The sequence below is a fragment of the uncultured Martelella sp. genome (assembly GCF_963677965.2).
Taxonomy (GTDB): domain Bacteria; phylum Pseudomonadota; class Alphaproteobacteria; order Rhizobiales; family Rhizobiaceae; genus Martelella; species Martelella mangrovi.
The window spans coordinates 2,556,447-2,577,569 of record NZ_CAXXFM010000001.1 but is presented as its reverse complement, the minus strand read 5'-3'; the positions used below and the strand labels follow the sequence as shown (position 1 = coordinate 2,577,569).

Annotated in this window: 18 protein-coding genes and 2 pseudogenes; 9 read left to right on the top strand and 11 right to left on the bottom strand. The window is 62.2% G+C overall.

Translation table 11 applies throughout. The annotated features are described in order from the left end of the window. Positions 1–3: 3 nt before the first annotated feature. From ACHZCU_RS12055 to mutL, 3 genes are read right to left on the bottom strand one after another with little or no spacing between them, the layout of a single operon-like run. A complete protein-coding gene (locus ACHZCU_RS12055) occupies positions 4–510 on the bottom strand; it encodes an AAA family ATPase (protein WP_319518963.1) in 507 nt (168 codons plus the stop codon). Between the two features lies 1 nt (position 511). Further along, a complete protein-coding gene (locus ACHZCU_RS12050; RefSeq protein WP_319518962.1) occupies positions 512–742 on the bottom strand; it encodes a DUF2093 domain-containing protein in 231 nt (76 codons plus the stop codon). A 39-nt stretch (positions 743–781) separates the two neighbouring features. Next, complete coding sequence (mutL, locus tag ACHZCU_RS12045; RefSeq protein WP_319518961.1) at positions 782–2,662, bottom strand: DNA mismatch repair endonuclease MutL; 1,881 nt, start codon at positions 2,660–2,662, stop codon at positions 782–784. A 228-nt stretch (positions 2,663–2,890) separates the two neighbouring features. Between mutL and ACHZCU_RS12040 the strand changes: the two are divergent. Further along, a pseudogene (locus tag ACHZCU_RS12040) lies at positions 2,891–4,932 on the top strand (FAD-dependent oxidoreductase). A 4-nt stretch (positions 4,933–4,936) separates the two neighbouring features. On the opposite strand, the gene ACHZCU_RS12035 reads toward ACHZCU_RS12040, so the two are convergent. Further along, positions 4,937–5,818, bottom strand: coding sequence for an SMP-30/gluconolactonase/LRE family protein (locus tag ACHZCU_RS12035; protein WP_319518960.1), 882 nt, complete (start codon positions 5,816–5,818; stop codon positions 4,937–4,939). A gap of 167 nt (positions 5,819–5,985) precedes the next feature. After that, entirely contained in the window at positions 5,986–6,192 is a 207-nt protein-coding gene (locus ACHZCU_RS12030) for a hypothetical protein (protein ID WP_319518959.1), read from the bottom strand. Between the two features lie 268 nt (positions 6,193–6,460). Between ACHZCU_RS12030 and ACHZCU_RS12025 the strand changes: the two genes are divergently transcribed. Beyond that, positions 6,461–7,609, top strand: coding sequence for an Mrp/NBP35 family ATP-binding protein (locus ACHZCU_RS12025; protein WP_319518958.1), 1,149 nt, complete (start codon positions 6,461–6,463; stop codon positions 7,607–7,609). On the opposite strand, the gene nagA is transcribed toward ACHZCU_RS12025, so the two are convergent. The 3 genes from nagA to ACHZCU_RS12010 are packed head-to-tail and all read right to left on the bottom strand — an operon-like array spanning position 7,592 to position 10,590. Further along, positions 7,592–8,770, bottom strand: a complete 1,179-nt coding sequence (gene nagA, locus ACHZCU_RS12020) for an N-acetylglucosamine-6-phosphate deacetylase (RefSeq protein ID WP_319518957.1) — start codon at positions 8,768–8,770, stop codon at positions 7,592–7,594. The two genes, ACHZCU_RS12025 and nagA, sit on opposite strands and share 18 nt — an antisense overlap. Position 8,771: 1 nt before the next feature. Next, positions 8,772–9,800, bottom strand: a complete 1,029-nt coding sequence (locus ACHZCU_RS12015) for an SIS domain-containing protein (protein WP_319518956.1) — start codon at positions 9,798–9,800, stop codon at positions 8,772–8,774. A gap of 34 nt (positions 9,801–9,834) precedes the next feature. Continuing rightward, positions 9,835–10,590, bottom strand: a complete 756-nt coding sequence (locus ACHZCU_RS12010) for a GntR family transcriptional regulator (RefSeq protein WP_319518955.1) — start codon at positions 10,588–10,590, stop codon at positions 9,835–9,837. 183 nt (positions 10,591–10,773) lie between these two features. Between ACHZCU_RS12010 and ACHZCU_RS12005 the strand changes: the two genes are divergently transcribed. The 6 genes from ACHZCU_RS12005 (at position 10,774) to ACHZCU_RS11980 (ending at position 16,713) form a co-directional block, all read left to right on the top strand. Continuing rightward, positions 10,774–11,682, top strand: a complete 909-nt coding sequence (locus tag ACHZCU_RS12005; RefSeq protein ID WP_106306546.1) for a LysR family transcriptional regulator — start codon at positions 10,774–10,776, stop codon at positions 11,680–11,682. A 124-nt stretch (positions 11,683–11,806) separates the two neighbouring features. Beyond that, positions 11,807–13,312, top strand: a complete 1,506-nt coding sequence (locus ACHZCU_RS12000; protein WP_319518954.1) for an ABC transporter substrate-binding protein — start codon at positions 11,807–11,809, stop codon at positions 13,310–13,312. A 2-nt stretch (positions 13,313–13,314) separates the two neighbouring features. Beyond that, positions 13,315–14,295 carry an ABC transporter permease gene (locus ACHZCU_RS11995; RefSeq protein WP_394706054.1) on the top strand — a complete coding sequence of 327 codons (981 nt, stop codon included), beginning with the start codon at positions 13,315–13,317 and terminating at the stop codon, positions 14,293–14,295. Beyond that, a complete protein-coding gene (locus ACHZCU_RS11990; RefSeq protein WP_319518953.1) occupies positions 14,292–15,110 on the top strand; it encodes an ABC transporter permease in 819 nt (272 codons plus the stop codon). The genes ACHZCU_RS11995 and ACHZCU_RS11990 overlap by 4 nt, the downstream gene beginning before the upstream one ends. Beyond that, positions 15,107–15,910, top strand: a complete 804-nt coding sequence (locus ACHZCU_RS11985) for an ABC transporter ATP-binding protein (protein ID WP_319518952.1) — start codon at positions 15,107–15,109, stop codon at positions 15,908–15,910. The genes ACHZCU_RS11990 and ACHZCU_RS11985 overlap by 4 nt, the downstream gene beginning before the upstream one ends. Continuing rightward, positions 15,907–16,713 carry an ABC transporter ATP-binding protein gene (locus ACHZCU_RS11980; RefSeq protein ID WP_319518951.1) on the top strand — a complete coding sequence of 269 codons (807 nt, stop codon included), beginning with the start codon at positions 15,907–15,909 and terminating at the stop codon, positions 16,711–16,713. The genes ACHZCU_RS11985 and ACHZCU_RS11980 overlap by 4 nt, the downstream gene beginning before the upstream one ends. 174 nt (positions 16,714–16,887) lie before the next feature. Here ACHZCU_RS11980 and ACHZCU_RS11975 read toward each other — a convergent pair. Beyond that, positions 16,888–17,780, bottom strand: a pseudogene (locus ACHZCU_RS11975) (LysR family transcriptional regulator). 105 nt (positions 17,781–17,885) lie between these two features. Here ACHZCU_RS11975 and ACHZCU_RS11970 point away from each other — a divergent pair. After that, a complete protein-coding gene (locus ACHZCU_RS11970; RefSeq protein WP_319518950.1) occupies positions 17,886–18,620 on the top strand; it encodes an SDR family oxidoreductase in 735 nt (244 codons plus the stop codon). Positions 18,621–18,683: 63 nt separating this feature from the next. On the opposite strand, the gene ACHZCU_RS11965 is transcribed toward ACHZCU_RS11970, so the two are convergent. Beyond that, complete coding sequence (locus ACHZCU_RS11965; protein ID WP_319518949.1) at positions 18,684–19,445, bottom strand: SDR family NAD(P)-dependent oxidoreductase; 762 nt, start codon at positions 19,443–19,445, stop codon at positions 18,684–18,686. Between the two features lie 183 nt (positions 19,446–19,628). Beyond that, entirely contained in the window at positions 19,629–21,122 is a 1,494-nt protein-coding gene (lysS, locus tag ACHZCU_RS11960) for a lysine--tRNA ligase (protein WP_319518948.1), read from the bottom strand. Position 21,123 lies beyond the last annotated feature (1 nt).

Genomic DNA, 21,123 nt, shown 5'->3' with positions numbered 1-21,123 from the left:
ACGTCAGGCGCGCAGTGCAGACAGGATGCGCTTGGCCGCCGCCTCGGGAGAGAGCTTCGCCGTATCGACGCGCACATCGGCGTCCCGCCAGGGCATGTAATCGCGATCGATGACGGCCTGCCAGTCCGGCGCTGCATGCCCTTTGCCGATATCACTCACCCGGTTTTCGATCCGGTCGCGGTGCAGGTCGGTATTTGAACAGACGATCTCGACACCCAGAAAGGCGGCTGAAGCGTGCGTTGCCGCATCCGCAAACATGGCGCGCGTCAGCGGCCACGGATTGACGCAGTCGACAATGACATCCTGCCCGGTTTTCAGATTGGAAACGGCAAGGGCGGCGGCGATCTGATAGCCCAGCGGACCGATATCGCGACGTTCGTCCTCGACGCGCAGAACAGCCTCGATCTCATCGATACGCAGAAAAACCGCCGGCTGGCCTTGGGCAACAAGCCGTGCGACCGTGGTTTTTCCGGTGCCCGGAAGTCCGGCGAGAGCGATCAGCGTGGCCAATTCAGACCTTGCCGGTCGGCAGCGCTCCAGCCTTTTTCTCGGCTTCGAAGGCGGCCGGCGCATCGACATAGGCTTCCTGCCGGGCCACGCTCCAGTAGCGCAGTTCGTCGAGCGGAATCCGCTTTCCGGTGATCGCGCAGATCACATGCGTGCCCGGTACGATCACATCGAAATCAGCATCCAGATACCGGATCTTCGCCTCGCCCCTGCCATTGCCTTCCAGGATATTCACCGCACATTCTCCAAATTCAGGATGTTCTGCTTGCCGTTCTCAGCGTCCGAACAGGCGCTCGATGTCGGAAAGCTTCAATTCAATATAGGTCGGACGGCCGTGATTGCACTGTCCGGAGCCCGGTGTTTCTTCCATCTGCCTCAAGAGAGCATTCATTTCCTCAACGCGCAAGCGCCGGCCGGACCGCACGGAACCATGGCAGGCCATGGTCGCCGCCACGCTTTCCAGTTTTGCGCGCAGGCCGTCGGCCGTTTCCCATTCGCCCGCCTCATCGGCAAGCTGGCGGATCAGCGCCGGCGCATCGACCTCGCCCAGCATGGCCGGCGTTTCGCGCACCGCAATTGCCCCGGGTCCGAAACGCTCATAGACGAGACCGAGGCGGTTCATTTCTTCGGAAAATGGCATCAGCCGGTCGCAGTCCTCCTCCGGCATGTCGACGATCTCGGGGATCAGCAGCACCTGCGAGGGCAGCCTGCGCTCGGCAAGCGCCTTGCGCAGCGCCTCGTAGACCAGACGCTCATGCGCGGCATGCTGATCGACGATCACAAGACCGGTCTGTGACTGGGCAACGATATAGTTTTCATGCACCTGTGCGCGGGCGGCGCCCAGCGGATGCCCGCTCGCAACATCATCCGTGCGCGGCTCGAAGGTTTCGGATCGGGCCGACGGTGCCTCGAAACCGGCGAACACATCGCCGCCCTGCCCTACCCTTTCGGCAACCGCCGCATCGGCGGAAAAGCCAGGGGCCGGTGTCTCGCCAAACCCTTGAGGTCGGAAGGGCGAACGCTCCGCCGACCAGTCGACATTCGACCGCCGCAGGTCGCGATCGCCAAAACCGCCGCCGAAACGCCCCGGCGATGCGCCGCCGTCCTGCGGCGCCGTGCCCGGACGAAAAGCCCGCAGCATCGCATCCGCCCCGGTGGATGAAGCCCGGTCGCCGCTCTTCGTTAGCGCCTCGCGGATCGCCCCGACAATCAGCCCGCGCACAAGCCCCGGATCGCGAAAGCGGACATCGGCCTTGGCCGGATGGACATTGACATCGACCAGCGCCGGATCGAGCGAAAACCACAGGACCGCCATCGGATACCGCCCCTTCGGCACGGTCTCGGCATAGGCCGCGCGGATTGCGCCCATCAACAGCTTGTCCTGCACCGGACGGCCGTTGACGAAGGCATAAAGATGCCCCGAATTGCCGCGGTTGAAGGTCGGCACGCCGACATAGCCGGTAAGCCCGACATCTTCGCGCAGCGCGTCGATCTCGATTGCGTTCGGCCGGAAATCCTTGCCCAGAACCTGCGCGATGCGGGCAAGGCGATCATCACCGGTGGCCGGCAGTTCGAGCGTCGAACGATCGGAGCCGGACAACACGAAGCGGACAGCCGGGAAGGCAAGCGCCATGCGTTTGACGACCTCGGTAATCGCGCCCGATTCCGCCCGCTCGCTTTTCAGGAATTTCAACCGGGCCGGCGTTGCGAAGAACAGGTCACGCACTTCGACAATGGTGCCCGGATTGACCGGCGCGGGCTGCGGTTCCGTCAACCTGCCGCCATGCAGCTCGATGCGATAGCCTTCGCCCGCGCCCTTTGTGCGGCTCGAAACGGCAAGCTTCGCCACCGAGCCGATCGACGGCAGCGCCTCGCCGCGAAAACCGAGCGTGCGGATATCCGTGAGATCGGCGGAAATCTTCGAGGTGCAGTGCCGCCTGACGGCCAGCGACAGATCGTCCGGCGTCATGCCGGAACCATTGTCGGTGACCCGCAAAAGCGCCTTGCCGCCGCCGGCCGTCGCGATCTCGATGCGCGTTGCCCCGGCATCGAGCGCGTTTTCCACCAGTTCCTTGGCAGCGCTCGCCGGCCGTTCGATGACCTCGCCGGCGGCAATCTGATTGATGACGGTTTCCGAAAGCTGTCTGATGCTCATGCGACATATCTAAAGGGATTCGCGCGATATGGAAACGCTGCGTGTCACCCGACATTGAAATGCTGTGTTTGTGCCGGAAATCGGGCTCGATCGGCTTTGACGCTGGACCGGCGCCCTTCGCCCCCCTCGGGTTTTGACGCAGGCTGAACAGCACCCGGCGGGATCGACCGAACCGGACATCGATTTTCGGTGTAACATGGCACCATCAAACGCCGCCGGAGCGCTGCCATGGAACATGATCCCCTGTTGCAACCCTTTCAGTTGAAGCATCTGCGCCTCAAGAACCGCCTGATGTCGACCGCGCACGAGCCGGCCTATGGCGAAGGCGGGCTGCCGACCGAGCGCTACCGGCGCTACCATGCGGAAAAGGCCAGGGGCGGAATTGCGCTGACGATGACGGCCGGTTCGGCGGTGGTGGCGCCGGATTCCCCGGCGGCCTTCGGCAACCTCCACGCCTGGCGCGACGAGATCGTTCCGCTGATGGCCCGCCTTGCCGAAGACTGTCATGAACATGGCTGCGCGGTGATGATCCAGCTCACCCATCTCGGCCGGCGCACCAGCGGCTGGAACATGGGCGACTGGCTTCCGGTGCTGTCCGCCTCGCCGACGCGGGAACCAGCCCACCGCACCATCCCGAAGGCGATGGAGGATTTCGACTTTGCCCGGATTGCGGAGGATTACGCCACCGCGGCCGAACGGATGATGGCGGCCGGTCTCGACGGGATCGAGATCGAGGCCTATGGCCACCTGCTCGACAGTTTCTGGTCGCCGCTGACCAACCGGCGCGACGACGAGCATAATGGCGCACTGGAAAACCGGTTGCGTTTCACCTTCCTCGTGCTGGATGCAATCCGCAAGCGCTGCGGGCCGGATTTCATCGTCGGCATGCGGCTCGTCGCCGACGAGAACCGGGCGGGCGGCCTTTCCCGCGCGCAGGGGCTTTCGATCTGTCAGGCCCTTGTCGACAGCGGCACGGTCGACTTTCTCAACGTCATTCGCGGCCATATCGACCACGATGCGCCGCTGACCGAGGTGATCCCGATCCAGGGCATGGCCTCTGCGCCACATCTCGATTTCGCGGGCGATGTGCGCCAGCAAACCCGTTTCCCGGTGTTCCATGCCGCCCGCATTGCCGATGTCGCCACCGCCCGCCACGCGGTTGCCGAGGGCCGGCTCGACATGGTCGGGATGACCCGCGCGCACATCGCCGATCCGCATATCGTGCGCAAGATCATGGCCGGGGTCGAAGACCGTATTCGCCCCTGCGTCGGCGCCACCTACTGTCTCGACAGGATTTACGAGGGCGGCGAGGCGCTGTGTATCCACAACGCCGCAACCGGCCGCGAGGAAACGATCCCGCATGATATTCCAAAGGCCACCCACCCCCGCAAGGCCGTCGTCGTCGGCGCGGGACCGGCCGGGCTGGAGGCCGCCCGGGTGCTGGGCGAACGCGGACACGCGGTCACCGTGTTCGAGGCTACCGGTGAAGCCGGCGGGCAGATCAACCTTCTGACCCGCAATCCGCGCCGGCGCGAACTGATCGGCATTGTCGACTGGCGGCTTGCCGAGCTGGAACGCCTGAACGTTCCGATCCGCTACAATGTCTTCGCCGAGGAAGCAGAGGTTCTGGCCGAAAAACCGGATCTGGTGGTCATCGCCACCGGTGGCATTGCGCAATCGCCGCCGCTCGAGGAAGGCGAAGCGTTGGCCGTTTCAAGCTGGGATATCCTCGCCGGCACCGTCAAACCGGCAGACAAGGTGCTGCTTTACGACAATCACGGCGGCCACCCGGGCCTGACGGCAGCGGAAGTGATCGCCGACAGCGGTGCTGCGCTTGAAATCGTCACCCGGAACGTTTCTTCGCCCCCGATGTCGGCGGCATGAATCACGTGCCCTATGCCCGGCGTTTTGCTGAAAAGGGCGTCCGGATCACCATCAGCAAGCGGCTTCATGCCATAAAGCGCGACGGCAACGGGCTGAAGGCGCAGTTGATCTCCGATTATGCACCGGGGATCATCGAGGAAATCGAGACCGGACAGGTCGTTGTCGAAGACGGGACGATGCCGATGGACGATCTTTATTTTGCCCTCAAACCGCTTTCCCGCAACGGCGGAGCCGTCGACTACACAGCGCTGATTGCCCGCAAGCCGCCCTTGCCCCGGACAAACGGAGAAGGCGGTTTCGACCTGTTGCGCATCGGCGATGCGATCCATGCCCGCAACATCCATGCCGCCATCTATGACGCGCTGCGCTATTGTTCGCTGATGTGAACGCTCAAAACGCCTTGTAGGCCGGGTCGAAACGCGGTTTGGCGCCGGTGACCAGCGCGAAGGTGAAGCCGGCATTGGGCTCCTGATCGAGCTTCGCATCGCGCGCGGCGGTCGTCACCATCATCCAGCCGCCGTCACGGCCGATAAAGGCCGGGCAGGTCGGCTGCCGGGCGGGCAGCTGAAAGCGGGCAACCAGCCTGCCGGCGGGGTCATACTGGTCGAGAACACCGGCCCCGAACCGGGCATTCCAGATATGGCCGTCACCGTCGCAGATCGCCCCGTCCATGCCGCCGGGCTTTTGCGAGGTGTCGATAAACACTTCCTCCGGCCCGTCCGGCAGCCCGGTTTCGGGATCGACGGGAACCCGCATCAGCGTGTTGAGGTCGGTATCGACATAATAGCCGATATCCCCTTCGGGCGAAAAGCAGATGGCATTGGGAATGGTCACCTTGTCGAAGATCTTCGTGACCGTGCCGCCGAGCACATGATAGATCGCGCCCGCTTCCTTTTCGGCATTCTTGCCCATTGTGCCAACCCAGAATGCCCCGGACTGATGAACGCGGGCATCATTGGAACGGGTAACGGCGTTATCCGGTTCGATGGCCGCATGCAGCGACAGCGCTCCGGTGGAGACATCGTGAAAATAAAGGCCGGTCTCCATGGCGATGATCTGGCGGTGTTCGTCAACGACAGCCATCGCACTGGCCATTTCGGGAAGCGAGACAATGCGGCGATCCCGTGTCGAGGCGTTGAGCAGATGGAGCTGGCAATTGAGGATATCGAACCACCAGATCTGGTCGCTGGTCGGATCATAGCCCGGCCCCTCGCCCAGCTCCATCCGTTGGTTCACCAGAATCCTGCCCTCGAATACGGTCTCTGCGGTCATTGTTGTTACCGGCGCTCCTCTTGTCCTGTTGTCACGGTTCTCGCGTTTCCGAGAGCTCCCCGCTCAGAATCGCAGACTTTCCCGACGCTGAAAATGAGGAAAGACAACGCCGCCTGATAAATCAAGGTCTGTCTTTGCGTTCTCACTGCCAAACCGCGCAAACTGCGTCAAAAAGGCCTTTCTCCGCCGCTTTCGAAAAAAAATTCCGGCATCAGCGGACGATCAGCGCACAACGCCTCCGGGCCCAAAAAATAAGCGGAGTCAATAATTTGTGCATCGCAACACGGCGCATGATTCTTTCCTTGATGGTAACTCAAGTCTAAATCACTGTTCTTCCCGCAAAAAAAGCCGCTTGCAATGACTAATATAATCATTCATCTTCTCCGCAGTTCCAGAGGGGATGAAAACAAGCACGCGCCCAAGAGCGCGAGTTGAAAACAACAGAAACGCCGGCGCGACGGACTTTCAAAGTCTTGGTTCTTGCGCTGGCGTTTCTGTTTTCTGCTTGTCTGCAACACCTGCACAGCCCCCGTTTCTTGCACGCGCCATCACGCATATGACACGGTTGCATGATCGCTTTGCCATTGGCGCGGCGGACAATTTTCACTATCTAGACACGAGTGTCAGAACAGGAAGGGCGCCATGACCGATATCAGCAAGGAACAGGTTCTCAAAAGCCTCGAACCCGTGACACTGCCGGACGGCAAACCGCTGGCCTCCAGCGGACTGGTCTCCGATATCTTCATTGCCGAGGGAAAGGTCTATTTTTCGCTCAGCGTGCCGGCCGAAAACGTCGAGGCTTTCGAGCCGATCCGACTTGCCGCGCAAAAGGCCGTCGAGGCCCTGCCCGGCGCACGCCAGGCGCTGGTGACGCTGACAGCCGACAAACCCGCCGACCAGGCAGGCGGCAGGCCAGATAAACGCGCTGCCGCAGCCCCCAAAGGCGAGCCGCCGAAGGGGCCGTCCGGCGGCAGCCGTACCGCAGCAAAGCCGGAAATCCCCGGCATTGGCTCCATCATTGCCGTTGCCTCGGGCAAGGGCGGCGTCGGCAAGTCGACCACATCGGTCAACCTGGCACTGGGCCTTGCGGCCGAAGGGCTGAGGGTCGGCCTGCTTGATGCCGATATTTACGGCCCGTCGATCCCCAGGCTGATGGGCCTTTCCGGCCGGCCGATGCAGGGGCCCGGCCGCACAATCATGCCGATGGAAAAATATGGCCTCAAGGTCATGTCGATCGGCTTTCTGGTCGATGAGGGCACGGCCGTCATCTGGCGCGGACCGATGGTGCAGTCCGCGCTGATGCAGATGCTGCGCGAGGTTTCCTGGGGGAAGCTCGATGTTCTGGTGGTCGACATGCCGCCGGGCACGGGTGATGCGCAGCTGACCATGGCCCAGCAGGTGCCGCTGGCCGGAAGCGTTGTGGTCTCCACCCCGCAGGACCTGGCGCTGATCGATGCGCGCAAGGCAATCGCGATGTTCAACAAGGTGTCCGTGCCGGTTCTCGGCATTGTCGAAAACATGAGCGCCTTCATCTGCCCGAGCTGTGGCGAGACCCATCACATCTTCGGCCATGGCGGCGCAAAAGCGGAAGCGGAGAAGATCGGCGTGCCGTTTCTGGGCGAAGTGCCGCTGGCCATGGATATCCGCACCACATCGGATGCCGGAACGCCGGTGGTCGCCGGCGAACCGGATGGCCCGCATGCGGCTGCCTACCGCGCGATTGCCAAGGCTACCCGGGCAGGCATTGAGGCCGGCACCGGCAAGAGCGGCCCGTCAATCGTGTTCGACTGAAGCGCTGTCGCCTGCCGAAAACACACAGGCGCCGCCGATATAGGTTGCGGCCAGCGACAGGTCTTCGCCCAGCAGCACGAAATCGGCGTCGGCCCCTTCCTGAAGCCGTCCCTTGTTCTTGGCGTTGACGGCATCCGCCGGATAGAGCGAGGCCATGCGCAGGGCCTCCTCGAGCGGCACACCGAGGTCGCGGTGACAGTTCATCACACAGGTCAGCATGTCGGTATCGGCACCGGCAAGCGTGCCGTCGGCGAGCGTCAGACGGCCTTCGCTGCGATAGATCGTCCGGCCATTGAGGGTAAAGCACTCCATATCCGTTCCCGTCACCGACATCGCATCGGTCACCAGAAATATCCGTCCGGGGCCTTTCTTGGCTCTGAGCGCAATCCCCATGGCCACAGGGTCGACGTGATACCCGTCGGCAATCAGGCCGCAGGAAAACCCGCCATCGGAAAGGGCGGCACCGACCAGACCGGGCTCACGATGGTTGAGCGGGCTCATCGCATTGAAAAGATGGGTGGCCATGGTGGCGCCGGCCATCCGGTATTCGCCGGCCGTGGCGCAGTCCGTCCCGGTATGCCCGAGACTGACCGTATATCCTGCCGCGGCCAGCCGCGCGACCTGCTGGCGTTTGACGCTTTCCGGCGCCACCGTGATCAGCGCGACGCCGAAAACGCCGGCATTTTCAACGAGAAAATCGCAATCGGCCGTTTCCATCGGACGGATCAGCGCCGGGTCATGCGTGCCTTTTTTCGCAAGCGCCAGATGCGGGCCTTCCAGATGCAGGCCGAGAAAGCCGGGAATTCCTTCTGCCTGCGCCGCGCGTCCGGCGGCAACCGCCTGATGCACGACCTCGGGCGTATCGGTGATCAGCGTCGGCAACAGCGAGGTCGTGCCGAACTGCGCATGGGCACGGCAGATCGTCTTCAGCCCCTCAAGGCTCGGATCGTTGTTGAACAGCACTCCACCGCCTCCATTGACCTGAAGGTCTACAAAGCCCGGCGCCAGAATATGCCCGTCGGCGCGGATGATCTCGGCACCGGCAGGCACGCGGCGCTCGGCCACCAGCGCCTCGATGCCGGTTTCGGAAAAAACAAGCGCCAGACCGTCCTGAAAACTCTCACCGTCAAACAGCCTAGCGCCGCAGATTGCCTTTTTCATCTTACTCGGTCTCCGTCACCTTGTTGAGCGCCACCGGCTGATCGGGGTTGAGGCCGCGGGCCCGCGACAGCGTCTCGACGAAGCTGTAATAGGGCACGATCAGCGCCAGCGCATCGGTCAGCGGATGACCGGTGGCCACGAAGGGAAGGCACGTGGTGTTTTCGCCCCTGTCGGACGACAGGAACACGTCAGCCCCCTTGGCCGCCATCCCGGAGGCGGTTTTGGCAATCGCGGCTTCCGCCTTGTCGCGCGCGGCAAAGGCGATCACCGGAAAGCATGCCTCGACCAGCGAGACCGGCCCGTGCAGGACTTCCGCAGACGAATAGGCCTCGGCATGCAGCTCGGAGGTTTCCTTGCATTTCAGCGCCGCCTCGCTGGCAATCGCAAAACTTGGTCCGCGGCCCAGCACATAAAGCGACTGCGTATCCTTCAGCGAAGCCATCAGCGGCGACCAGTCACAGGCAAGCGCCTTGTCGAGGTCGTCGGGCAGTCTGGCGAGCGCCTTTTTCAGCGCGGCATCGCCAGCCCATTCGGCAAGCACGGCAAGACCGGCGATGATGGAATTGACGTAGGACTTGGTCGCCGCCACCGCCTTTTCCGGCCCGGCGGCAATATCAATCGGCTGGTCGGTGACATCTGCCAGCGGAGAAGCAATGGTGTTGACGAGCGAAAGCGTCAGCGCCCCACCGGCGCGGGCCGATTTGCCGAGCGCGACGATATCCGGGCTCTTGCCGGACTGGGAAATACAGATTGCCGCCGCCGATCCCATCTTCAGCTTTGCATCATAGATCGAGGCCAGCGAAGGGCCGAGCGAGGCCACGGGAACGCCGGTCGTCAGCTCGATCGCGTATTTGAGAAACAGCGCCGCATGATCGGAGGAACCGCGCGCGACGGTGACAATGACGCCCGGGTCCTTTTCGGCAAGCGCCCTGCCGGCACCGGCAAAGGCCTTGCCGCTGCCCTCAAGCAGCCGTGCGGCAGCAGCAGGAATCTCATCGATTTCACGGCGCATATGGGTCGGATCAGTCATTGCAGGGTCTTTCGGTCATGTTGCATCGCCGCGCCTATTCGTCATTGGAAAACGTCAGTTCGGCGACAAGGTCGTAAATATCGCTTCGATAATAGGATCTGGTCATTTCAATCACGCGACCGGCGGCATCGAACCCGATACGCAGAATGGTCAGCGCCGGGGAGCCGGACGGCACCCCCAGAAGGTCCGCCTGCTCATCGTTCAGGACACAGGCCGTGATGCGTTCGTTCGCCCGTTCGGGCCGGATACCGCGTTCGGCAAGGGCTGCATAAAGCGAAGGCCCGACGGCCTCCGGCGCATCCATGATATCACCGGGAAGGGCTGTGTGCTCCAGCGCCATCGGCCGGTTGCTGCCGAAACGGATGCGGCTGAGGCGGGCGATTTCTGTGCCCGGGGCAATGCCGAACGTGTCCGCTTCCTCAGGCGAAGCGGGAAACAGCCCCCGCTCCAGCCAGCGCGAACGCGGCTTGAGGCCGCGCGCCATCATGTCTTCGGTAAAGGATGTCAAACGTTTGAGCGGTTGCTCGATACGATCGGTCGGCAAGGCCACAAAGGTTCCCGCCCCATGACGGCGGGTCAGCACGCCCTCGCTTGTCAGTTCGGCAATCGCACGGCGGACCGTCACCCGGCTGACGCCGAGCAGTTCGGCCAGATCACGCTCCGGCGGCAGCGCCGCGCCGCTTTCCAGATCGCCACGCGCGATCACCGCAGCAATGGCTGCCTTCAGGCGTCTGTAGAGTGGGCCATCGCCAGCAAGGTCGATATCCTTGAACGGTTCCTGCATATTCATGCCATGTCCTGTCCGGCATTGCCCTCCACAATAAAAGATACCAATCAAATACCAAATTACAAGACCTTTACGACAGGGCAAACGCGCGACAATCGGAAAATCAAAGCGCCTGCAACCTTGCACAGGGCTTGCCCCGAGGCCCGATTACGGCTCAAATACAGCGACAGAAACTGGTAAAAATACATGCAGCTTCAGGCGATTATCTATTTCAACGAACTGGTGCGCTCGCGCTCGATCCGGCAGGCGGCCGAAGCGCTCGGGGTCTCACCCATGGCCGTCAGCCGCCAGCTTGAAAATCTCGAGGCCTATTTCGATGCCCCGCTGGTGGAGCGCGGCGCGCGCGGGATCGTCCTGACAGCGGCAGGCACCCTGCTGGCGGAACGGACGCTTGCCGTGATCCGCGATCTCGAAAGCGCCCGGCAGGTGATCGACGACCTGCGCGGCCTGAAGGCCGGTCACGTTTCGCTGCATGTCAATGGTGCTGTGATCAGCGCGATCCTGGCGCCGGCCCTTGCCGAATTCTATGCGCTCTATCCCGCAATCTCGATTGCCGTGACCGTCTGTTCGGCAGAGGCCGCAATCCGCGCCGTTGCCGCAGGCGAGACCGATCTGGCGGTCACGATGTTCTCCCCGCCGGATATACAGACCGAAACGCTGTTCGAACTGCCGGTTCTGCACGAGCCCGTCATGGCCCCGGACCACCCGCTGGCGGCCAACGACACGATCACGCCCGAAGCGATCCGCGAACATGCGGTCGCCATGCCCGACCGGGCCTTCAGCATTCGCCGCGATTTCGACGCCCGCCAGCGGGTGGCCGGTTTCGAGCCGATGGCGGCGGCCTTCGAGACCTCGTCGCTGGAGCTGCAGAAGGAACTGGCGCGCAGCGGGGCGGCGGTGCTGATCCTGCCGGCCATGACCGTTGCCCGCGAGATCCGCGAAAAGGCCCTGACCGTCCGGCCATTCGAGAAAGAAAGCGAGATCGCCACCGATATCCGCCTGATCAGGACGGCAGGCCCGACCCCGACCTTTGCCGCCAGCCAGCTTGCGGAATTTCTAAAAACCTTCCTGTCCAGATCCTGCCCAACCGGGTGACTGCAATATTCAGTGAAACGATTATCGTTACACTTAATTCTTTTTATTTATTAACAGTTTACACTCAAGTATCTGTCGCGGTATAGACCGCCCGGTTCTCTTCATTGGAAAGGTCTTCTCCGTCATGACCAGATATCCCGGCAAAGCCGCCCGCACCATTATTGCAGCCGCCGCCCTGACCGGCCTCGTTACCGTTTCACCGGCTGCCGCCGAGGCGCGCAACGATCTGGTGATCGGCATGGGCATCGAGCCCACCGGCCTCGATCCGACGGCCGCCGCGCCGGTGGCCATCGGCCAGGTGGTCTGGCAAAACCTGTTTGAAGGCCTTGTCGCCATTACCGAGGCAGGCGAAATCGTCCCCCAGCTGGCCACCGGCTGGACCATTTCCGATGACGGACTGACCTACACTTTCGATCTGCGCGACGGCGTCACGTTCCAGAATGGCGCGGCCTTCAACGCCGAAACCGCCAAGTTTTCGATCGACCGGATCATCGCCGATGATTCCGTCAATCCGCAAAAGGCGCTTTACAGCGCCATTAAGAGCGTGGACGCACCGGATGACGGCACGCTGGTGCTGCACCTGTCGCAGCCCGCCTATGACCTGCTCTACTGGCTCGGCTTTCCCGCCGCCGTGATGGTGGAGCCGAAAAGCGAACCGACAAACGCCACCGACCCGGTCGGCACCGGTCCGTTCGCCTTTTCCGAATGGCGCAAGGGCAATCAGGTCACGCTCGCCGCCTATCCGGACTACTGGGGCGACAAGCCGGCGCTTGAAAACATCACCTTCCGCTTCATCGCCGATCCGCAGGCACAGGCCGCAGCACTCAATGCCGGCGGTGTCGACGCCATTCCCGAATTCGGTGCGCCCGAACTGGTCAGCCAGTTCGAGACCAAGAAAGACTTCGCCGTCGTTCCCGGCACCACCGGCATGGAAGTGGTTGCCGGCATGAACAATGCCAAGCCGCCCTTTGACGATCGCCGCGTGCGCCGGGCCCTGATGATGATGATCGACCGGCAGGCGATCGTGGATGCCGCCAATTCAGGTTTCGGCACGCCGATCGGCAGCCATTTCTCGCCATCGGATGCCGGATATGAGGACCTGACCGGCGTTCTGCCCTACGACCCGGAAGCCGCAAAAGCGCTTCTTGCCGAAGCGGGTTATCCGGACGGATTTTCCTTCACCATGAAGGTGCCGAACCGGGCCTATGCCGAGCGCGCGGCGGAAATCATGCAGGCCTATTTCGCACAGGGCGGCGTGACGGCAATGATCGAGACCTCGGAGTTTCCCGCAACCTGGATCCAGGACGTGTTCAAGGACACCAATTACGACATGACCATTATCGGCCATGCCGAACCGCTCGATATCGGCATCTATGCCCGCCACCCCTATTACTTCAACTATGACAATGCCGATTTTGACGCCACCATGGCTGCAATCGCCAGGGCAACGAGTGAAGACGAACGGCTTAACGGCTACATGCAGGCGCAGGACATTCTGGCCGAAGACGTGCCGGCGCTGTTTCTCTATGCCTGGCCGAAGATCGGCATCTGGAAGGCCGGTCTTGAGGGTATGTGGACCAATGAACCGGTGCCCTCCAATGATGTCACCGAAGCCCGCTGGAGCGACTAGACTTGGCGCAAGCCGTATATCACAAGGCACACAAGAGCGGGGCGCCGGCGCGGCTGGCGCGCCGTTTCGCGTTTCTGGTCGCAAGCCTGCTGGCCGTTTCCTTCGTCATCTTTTCGGTGATGGCGGCTGTGCCGGGCGATCCGGCGGAGATCATGCTGGGCACATCGGCCGCTCCCGATACACTGGCCGCACTGCGCCATCAGCTTGGCCTCGATCAACCCTTTCTCCTGCGCTATGTCGGCTGGCTTGGCGGGGTTCTGAAAGGGGATTTCGGCACCTCCTACACCTATTCCACCCCGGTCGGCACGCTGATTGCCGAACGTCTGGCCGTCACCCTGCCGCTTGCAGGGCTTGCCATTTTCCTTTCGGTGGTAATCGCGCTGCCGCTCGGCGTTCTGGCGGCGGCCCGGCCCAACGGTCCCGTTGACCTCTTTGCTTCGCTGTTTGCCCAGATCGGCATTGCGGTGCCCAATTTCTGGATCGGCCTTCTGCTCATCCTCGCCGTGGCGCTCACCTTCGGCTGGTTTCCCGCCGGCGGGTTTCCGGGCTGGGAAAGCGGTTTTCTGACAGCCCTCAATGCGCTTGCGCTTCCCGCCATTGCCCTTGCCATTCCGCAGGCCGCGGTGCTGACCCGCGTGACCCGCACCGCCGTCATCGAAATCGCAAACGAGGATTTCGTGCGCACGGCCCGCGCCAAGGGGGCAACGCCCGCCTATGCGCTCTGGCGCCATGTGGTGCCGAATGCGCTGATCCCGGTTGTGACCATGCTGGGCATGCAGATCTCCGTGCTGGTTGCCGGCACGGTGCTGGTCGAAAACGTGTTCACCCTGCCGGGCATGGGCACGCTTGCCTATCAGGCGCTTGCCCAGCGGGACCTGATCGTGGTGCAGAATGTCGCTCTGCTGTTCGCCATCATCGTCATGGGCCTGAACTTCATTGTCGATGCGCTCTATGCCGTCATCGATCCGAGGTTGAGACGATGAAGCGTCTGCCCCTTTCCCTTCTGATCGGCGGCGCGATCACGGCCCTGTTTGTTATCGCCGCGGTCGTCAGCCGGTTCTGGACGCCGGCAGACCCGACCATGCTCAACATTCCGGCCCGGTTGAAGCCGCCGGGACCGGGCGGCCTTCTGGGGGCCGACCAGTTTGGCCGCGACGAAGCCTCGATGATCATGGCCGGCGCCTGGACTTCGCTCGGCATTGCCTTTTCCGGTGTTCTTGCCGGCGGCGCGCTCGGCACGGTTCTCGGCACGGCGGCAGCGGCCTCGCGCGGGCGCTTCGAGGCGGTGACGATGCGGATCAACGACGTGATCTTTGCATTTCCACCGGTGCTGTCGGCCCTTCTGCTGGCCGCCGTTCTCGGCGGCGGTCCGGTCACCACAATCACCGCGATCGCGCTGTTCATGGTGCCGGTGTTTGCCCGGGTGACACGGGGGGCGGCGCTGCAGATCGGCGCGCGCGATTACATCCTCGCTGCCCGCATGGCCGGAAAATCCGGCCCCCGGATCACGCTCGAACATGTGCTGCCCAACATCGCAGCGCAGATCATCGTGCAGTTTGCGATCCAGACCGGGCTTGCGATCCTGACGGAGGCGGGACTTTCCTTTCTCGGTCTGGGCGTTTCTCCGCCCACGCCCTCCTGGGGCCGGATGCTGGCCGAGGCCCAGACCTATCTTTCCGCCGCCCCGCATCTCGTGTTTGCGCCGGGCCTTGCAATCTGCCTTGCCGTGCTCGGACTGAACCTCTTGGGTGACGGGCTGCGCGACCTCACCGATCCGCGCCGGAGGCAGCGCCGATGATGCTCGAAATCGACAATCTCAGGATCAGCTTCAAGGGTGAAAACGCCGGAAAAACCGTGCTGCACGGCATCAGCCTTTCGCTGGCGCGCGGCGAAACGCTGGGCATTGTCGGCGAAAGCGGCTCCGGCAAGTCAATGCTGGCGCTGGCCACAATCGGGTTGCTGCCCGGCGATGCGACGGCCACCGGCATAATCCGCCTTGACGGCGAAAACCTGATCGGGCTTTGCGAACGTGAAATGAGTGCAATCCGGGGCGCACGGATCGGCATGATCTTTCAGGAACCGATGACCGCGCTCAACCCGGCGATGACCGTTGGAAAACAGATCGCAGAGGCGCTGCGGCTTCACCGCGCGATTTCGCGCGCAGAGGCAAGGCGTGAAGCATTGCGGCTGATGGCGATGGTCAGGATCGCACGGGCGGAAGACAGAATAAATTCCTATCCGCATGAGCTTTCCGGTGGCGAACGCCAGCGGATCGGCATCGCCATCGCACTTGCCCTGAAGCCGGACCTACTGATTGCCGATGAGCCGACAACCGCGCTCGACGTCACCGTTCAGGCAGAGATCCTTGACATCCTCGACACGCTGGTGCGCGAACTCGATATCGGCCTGATGCTGATTTCGCACGACATCGGCGTGATTGCGCAGATGGCCGACCGGGTGCTGGTGATGCATGACGGTCTTGCGATGGAAACCGGCGCGACGGAAGATGTGATCCGCCGCCCGGCCCATGCCTATACCAAACGGCTGCTTTCATCGCTGCCCCGACGGGCGCGCGCCGGGCTGGAGGGCATGTCATGACCCCGCTGCTGACCATCGAAAACCTTTCCCGCCATTACCGCGCCGACGGCCCGGCCGCCCTCGACGGGGTTTCGCTCAGCCTTCAGGCCGGCGAAATTCTCGGCATCGTCGGTGAGAGCGGATCGGGAAAATCCACCCTCGCCCGGCTGATCATGGCGCTCGACCGGCCGACATCGGGGACCGTGCTCTTCGAAGGCCAAAGCCTCACCGCGCTTTCCGAACGGCGTTTGCGCCGCCTGCGCCGTCATTTCCAGATGGTGTTTCAGGACCCATACGGCTCGCTCGATCCGCGCCACACGGTCGGGCGGATCATCGGCGAACCGCTTCATCTGGAAGAAAACCCGCCGCGCGGCGCACAACGGCGAGCGCGGATCGCAGCGCTTCTGGAAGAAGTCGGCCTCGACCCCGCCGATATCGACCGCTACCCGCATCAGTTTTCCGGCGGCCAGCGCCAGCGCATCGCCATCGCCCGCGCGCTGATTACGCGTCCAAAGCTGCTGGTGGCCGATGAGCCGACCTCCGCGCTCGACGTCACGGTTCAGGCCCAGATCCTGAAACTTCTTCTTTCGATGCGCGCGGTCCACGGCGTCTCGATCGTGCTGATTACCCACAACATTGCCGTCGTCGATGAAATTTGCGACCGGGTGGCGGTGATGCAGGCCGGCAACATTGTCGAGGAAGGCCCGGTCCACACGGTCCTCAATGCACCGCGTGAAGCCTATACCAGGCGTCTTTTGGCTGCCGAGCCAACCCTTTCGGGCGGCCTCCGGCGTCGACGCCAAAAGCACGAGCCGAACGGATAAGGGCCCGGTCCGGTTTCCCGGCCGGGCCCTCATATCACGGTTTTACGAAAACCGCGGGAGAGACAGTCTTCCGCAAGGCCGCATCATGCAACCTTGCGTCATTTTTCAGTATGTGGGACGCCTCCGCACCGGAGACAAGAAGAATGAAGAATTTGTCATTTTCGGCATATGATTTCAGACCATGCCGCCTGAAAAAATGCCGCTGACCCAATCGAGAAAGACCCGAAGCCGCGGCGCTGTCTGCCGGTTTTGCGGATAAAGGGCTGTAAGCGGTGTCGGCGGCGGCGGAAAATCCGCGAGAATTTCCACCATCCGGCCGCCTTGAGATCTTCGGCAAAGTGATAGCGCGGCACCTGCACCAGCCCGAAGCCAAGACGCGCAAGCGCGATGGCGGTTCCGGAATCATTTGCCGTGACCCGGCATGGCAGGCTGATGAAACGGGTCTTGCCGCCTTCAATCAGTTCCAGCGGCATGACATCGCCGGTGCGCGAAGAAATGAACCCGACGGCAATGTGACCGTCAAGATCGTCAGGCGTTTCGGGCCGTCCGTATTGTTCAACATAGTCCGGGCTCGCACAGGTCACCTCATCGAGATGTCCGAGACGGCGGGCAATCAGGGTGCTGTCGTCCAGCTCGCCGGCGCGAATGGCGCAGTCGATCCCTTCGCGCACCAGATCGGCATAGCGATCGCCCTGACCGAACTGTATCCGCAGTTCCGGATAGCGCTTCAGAAAATCCGGCAGGGCGGGCAGCAGAAATGTCCGCGTCAGATGGGGATGCGCCTCGATACGCAGCAGGCCTTCGGGGTTTCCGGCCCGGAAGGCGCTTTCGGCTTCCTCGACCTCGGCGAGGATAGCAATGCAGCGCCGGTAAAACGCAGCACCATCCGGTGTTGTGCGCACATGCCGCGTGGTGCGCTCCAGAAGCCGAACGCCAAGATCGGCTTCAAGCGCCTTGATCGCCTCCGTCGCGGTGGAGCGCCCGAGAGCGAGGTCGTTCGCCGCAGCCGAAAAACTACCGCGTTCCACGACGCGGGTGAAAAGCTGCATACGGTCCAGTCGATCCATCGCCAATTGTTCCCGATTTCCGAATTATCATGTCATTTATCAGGCGATTGTTTCTTATGGAAGGCAGCTTATCTTGCCATCATCGCAGACTGAAAGGAAACAGCCATGACCGACAGCAAGACAGCAATCATCACAGGCGCATCGCGCGGTATCGGCGCGGAAATCGCCAAAAGGCTGGCCAAAGACGGTATCGACGTGATCGTCAACTATGCAAGCAACGCCGCCGCTGCTGAAGAGGTGGTCGCCGCCATTACCGGCGAAGGCGGAAAGGCGGTCGCGGTTCAGGCCGATATCAGCACGACAGCCGGTGTAAAGGCGCTTTTCGATGCGGCGGAAGCGACCTATGGCAAAGCCGATATTCTCATCAACAATGGCGGCGTTCTGCTGCTTTCACCGCTCAAGGATTTCGACGACGAAACCTTCGAACGCGAGGTCGCCGTCAATTTCGGCGGCGTCTTCAAGGGCATGCGCGAGGCGGCCAACCGGCTTGCAGACGGCGGCAGCATCGTCAATTTCTCAACCAGCGTCGTTGGCACCAAACTGCCATCCTACGGCGTCTATGCCGCAACCAAGGCCGCCGTAGAAACCATGACCCATATCGCCGCAAAGGAACTGGCGTCACGCAATATCACCGTCAACGCCGTTGCCCCCGGCCCGGTCGCAACGGAACTGTTTCTCAACGGCAAGAGCGAGGAACTGATTGCGCGGCTCACCGGCATGATCCCGGCAGGCCGCCTTGGCGAACCGGACGATATCGCCGACGTCGTCGCCTTTCTGGTGAGCGATGCCGCGCGCTACGTCACCGGCCAGGTGCTGCGCGTCAATGGCGGCATGGTCTGATGGAAAGGGCCCGAAACAGCGCAGTGTTTCGGGCCCTTGCATGCCCTGACAGGCATGTACCAATCAATTGCTGGCGAGATAGCCGCCATCGACCGGCAGGCTGACGCCGGTGATGAAGGATGCCTTGTCGGAAAGCAGGAAAGCGGCAGCGGCGCCGACTTCCTCGGGTTCGCCGAGGCGCTGGATCGCCTGCGGCTCCGTAATCAGCTTCAGGAATTCCTCCGACGATCCTTCAAGCAGTTTGGACTTGATGGCGTTGGGCAGGATCGCGTTGACCCGAATTCCATCTGCGCCGCCTTCAACGGCGCCGGTCTTGGTAAACCCGATAATGCCGTGCTTGGAGGCGGAATAGATGCCTGCCGTTGCAAGCCCGGTCATGCCGGCGACCGAGGATATATTCAGGATCGCGCCGCCCTTGCCCTGTTCACGAAACACCTTCATGGCCTCGCGCATGACCCGGAACACGCTTTTCAGGTTGATATCCATGGCAAGATCATAGGTCTTGTCGTCGCTTTCCGCGATTTCGCCCTTCGGGCCGATGCCGGCATTGTTGACCACAAAATCGAGATGACCATCCAGTGCGCGGGTCTTTTCAAACAGGGCGTCGATATCGGCGGACGATGTGACGTCAGCGGCCACGAAAACCGCCTTGCCGCCGGCTTTTGTGATTTCCTCGACAACCGCCTCGCCTTCCTTTTCGGAAGCGGCCAGATCGCTGACGACCACATGCGCCCCCTCGGCCGCCAGTTCAAGCGCGATCCCGCGCCCGATGCCGTTTGCAGCCCCGGTTACAAACCCGGTTTTCCCGTCCATGATGCCAGACATGACATGACTCCCTGTTTCATTTGTTTCTGTTTCCTAATCTAATGATTAGGCAAATGAAAACAATGGGAAAGCGCAATTCTGGGAACCGACAGGAGCGCCTTGCAGCAAGAGGCAAAGGGCGCTGAAACAGAAAGGCCCCGACGGTTTCCCGTCAGGGCCTGATTGCGTTTATGAGCGGCTGCCTCAGTCCCGCTGGCGGCGGGCCGGGAACAGGATGACGTCGCGGATCGACGGGCCGTCGGTCAGCAGCATGATGAGGCGGTCGATGCCGATGCCCAGACCGCCCGCCGGCGGCATGCCGTGATCCATGGCATTGAGGAAGTCGTCGTCGAGCTGCTTTTCCAGTTCGCCGCGGGCGTGGGCCTGTTCCAGCTGCTCGACCATGCGGCGGCGCTGCTCGACCGGGTCGTTCAGCTCGGAGAACGCATTGCCGAGTTCCCAGCCGTTGACATAGGTCTCGAAACGCTCGACCAGACGCGGCTCGCCGGGCACTTCCTTGGCAAAGGGTGAAATATCCTTCGGGAAATGGGTGACATGCGAAGGCTGGATCAGGCTTGCCTCGACCTTTTCCTCGAAAATGAAGGCCAGGCACTCGCCCCAGGTCCAGTCATCCTCGATTTCGAAGCCGGCCGCCTTGGTTGCCGCACGCGCTTCTTCGTCCGTCTTGATCGACAGGAAATCGATTCCGGTTGCTTCCTTCACCGCATCGGGCATCGGCACGCGCTTGAACGGGCCCTTGAAGTCCAGTTCCTTGTCGCCGAATTTCACCGTGGTGGCATCGTGAAGTGTCATGGCGAGCGTTTCGAACATGCGTTCGACAATGCCCATCATGTCCTCGTAATCGGCATAGGCCCAGTAACACTCCATCATGGTGAATTCGGGATTATGCCGGGTCGAAACACCTTCGTTGCGGAAGTTGCGGTTGACTTCGAACACCTTGTCGGTGAGGCCGGACACCAGAATGCGCTTCAGGTAAAGCTCCGGCGCGATCCTGAGATACATGTCGATGTCGAGCGCATTGTGATGCGTCTTGAACGGATCGGCCGATGCACCGCCATAAATGGCCTGCAGCATCGGCGTCTCGACTTCCATGAAGCCTTCGCCTTCCAGAAAACGGCGAATGCCGGAAAGGATCTTCGAGCGCTGCATGAAGCGCAGCTTCGAGTCTTCATTGCTCATGATGTCGAGGTAGCGCTGGCGGTAGCGCGTCTCGATATCGGCCAGCCCGTGATATTTTTCGGGCATCGGCTTCAGCGCCTTGGTGAGCATGGTGATCTCATGCGCATTGATCGTCAGCTCGCCGCGCTTGGTGCGGCGAACGACACCAGTCACACCGACGATGTCGGCGAGATCGACCAGCGACCAGAGTTCACGCACTTCTTCCGGCGTGGTGTCCTTGTGCGAGAAGATCTGGATCTTGCCGGACGCATCGCGCAGGTCCACGAACATGCCGGAATTACGCATCGAATAGACGCGGCCGGCAACCGTGACGACATCTTCGGTCACGGTATCATCCGGCAGGTCGGCATATTTTTCCGCCAGTTCGGCATTGGTGATCGTGCGGTGGAAATGGGCGGGGTAAACATCGCCGATCTTCTCGCGCAGGATTTCAAGCTTCTGGGCGCGCACTTCCGTGGCGTCGGAGGAAAGGGCCTGTTCTTCGGTCTTCTTGTTCATC

Excerpts from the sequence above, each read along its gene's own strand:
- lysS (WP_319518948.1), bottom strand. The coding sequence starts at position 21,122 with ATGAACAAGAAGACCGAAGAACAGGCCCTTTCCTCCGACGCCACGGAA.
- nagA (WP_319518957.1), bottom strand. The coding sequence starts at position 8,770 with ATGAAAAAGGCAATCTGCGGCGCTAGGCTGTTTGACGGTGAGAGTTTT.
- ACHZCU_RS11990 (WP_319518953.1), top strand. The coding sequence starts at position 14,292 with ATGAAGCGTCTGCCCCTTTCCCTTCTGATCGGCGGCGCGATCACGGCC.
- ACHZCU_RS11970 (WP_319518950.1), top strand. The coding sequence starts at position 17,886 with ATGACCGACAGCAAGACAGCAATCATCACAGGCGCATCGCGCGGTATC.
- ACHZCU_RS11980 (WP_319518951.1), top strand. The coding sequence starts at position 15,907 with ATGACCCCGCTGCTGACCATCGAAAACCTTTCCCGCCATTACCGCGCC.
- ACHZCU_RS12035 (WP_319518960.1), bottom strand. The coding sequence starts at position 5,818 with ATGACCGCAGAGACCGTATTCGAGGGCAGGATTCTGGTGAACCAACGG.
- ACHZCU_RS12010 (WP_319518955.1), bottom strand. The coding sequence starts at position 10,590 with ATGAATATGCAGGAACCGTTCAAGGATATCGACCTTGCTGGCGATGGC.
- ACHZCU_RS12015 (WP_319518956.1), bottom strand. The coding sequence starts at position 9,800 with ATGACTGATCCGACCCATATGCGCCGTGAAATCGATGAGATTCCTGCT.
- ACHZCU_RS12000 (WP_319518954.1), top strand. The coding sequence starts at position 11,807 with ATGACCAGATATCCCGGCAAAGCCGCCCGCACCATTATTGCAGCCGCC.
- ACHZCU_RS12030 (WP_319518959.1), bottom strand. The coding sequence starts at position 6,192 with ATGATTATATTAGTCATTGCAAGCGGCTTTTTTTGCGGGAAGAACAGT.
- ACHZCU_RS12025 (WP_319518958.1), top strand. The coding sequence starts at position 6,461 with ATGACCGATATCAGCAAGGAACAGGTTCTCAAAAGCCTCGAACCCGTG.
- ACHZCU_RS11965 (WP_319518949.1), bottom strand. The coding sequence starts at position 19,445 with ATGTCTGGCATCATGGACGGGAAAACCGGGTTTGTAACCGGGGCTGCA.
- ACHZCU_RS12005 (WP_106306546.1), top strand. The coding sequence starts at position 10,774 with ATGCAGCTTCAGGCGATTATCTATTTCAACGAACTGGTGCGCTCGCGC.
- ACHZCU_RS11985 (WP_319518952.1), top strand. The coding sequence starts at position 15,107 with ATGATGCTCGAAATCGACAATCTCAGGATCAGCTTCAAGGGTGAAAAC.
- mutL (WP_319518961.1), bottom strand. The coding sequence starts at position 2,662 with ATGAGCATCAGACAGCTTTCGGAAACCGTCATCAATCAGATTGCCGCC.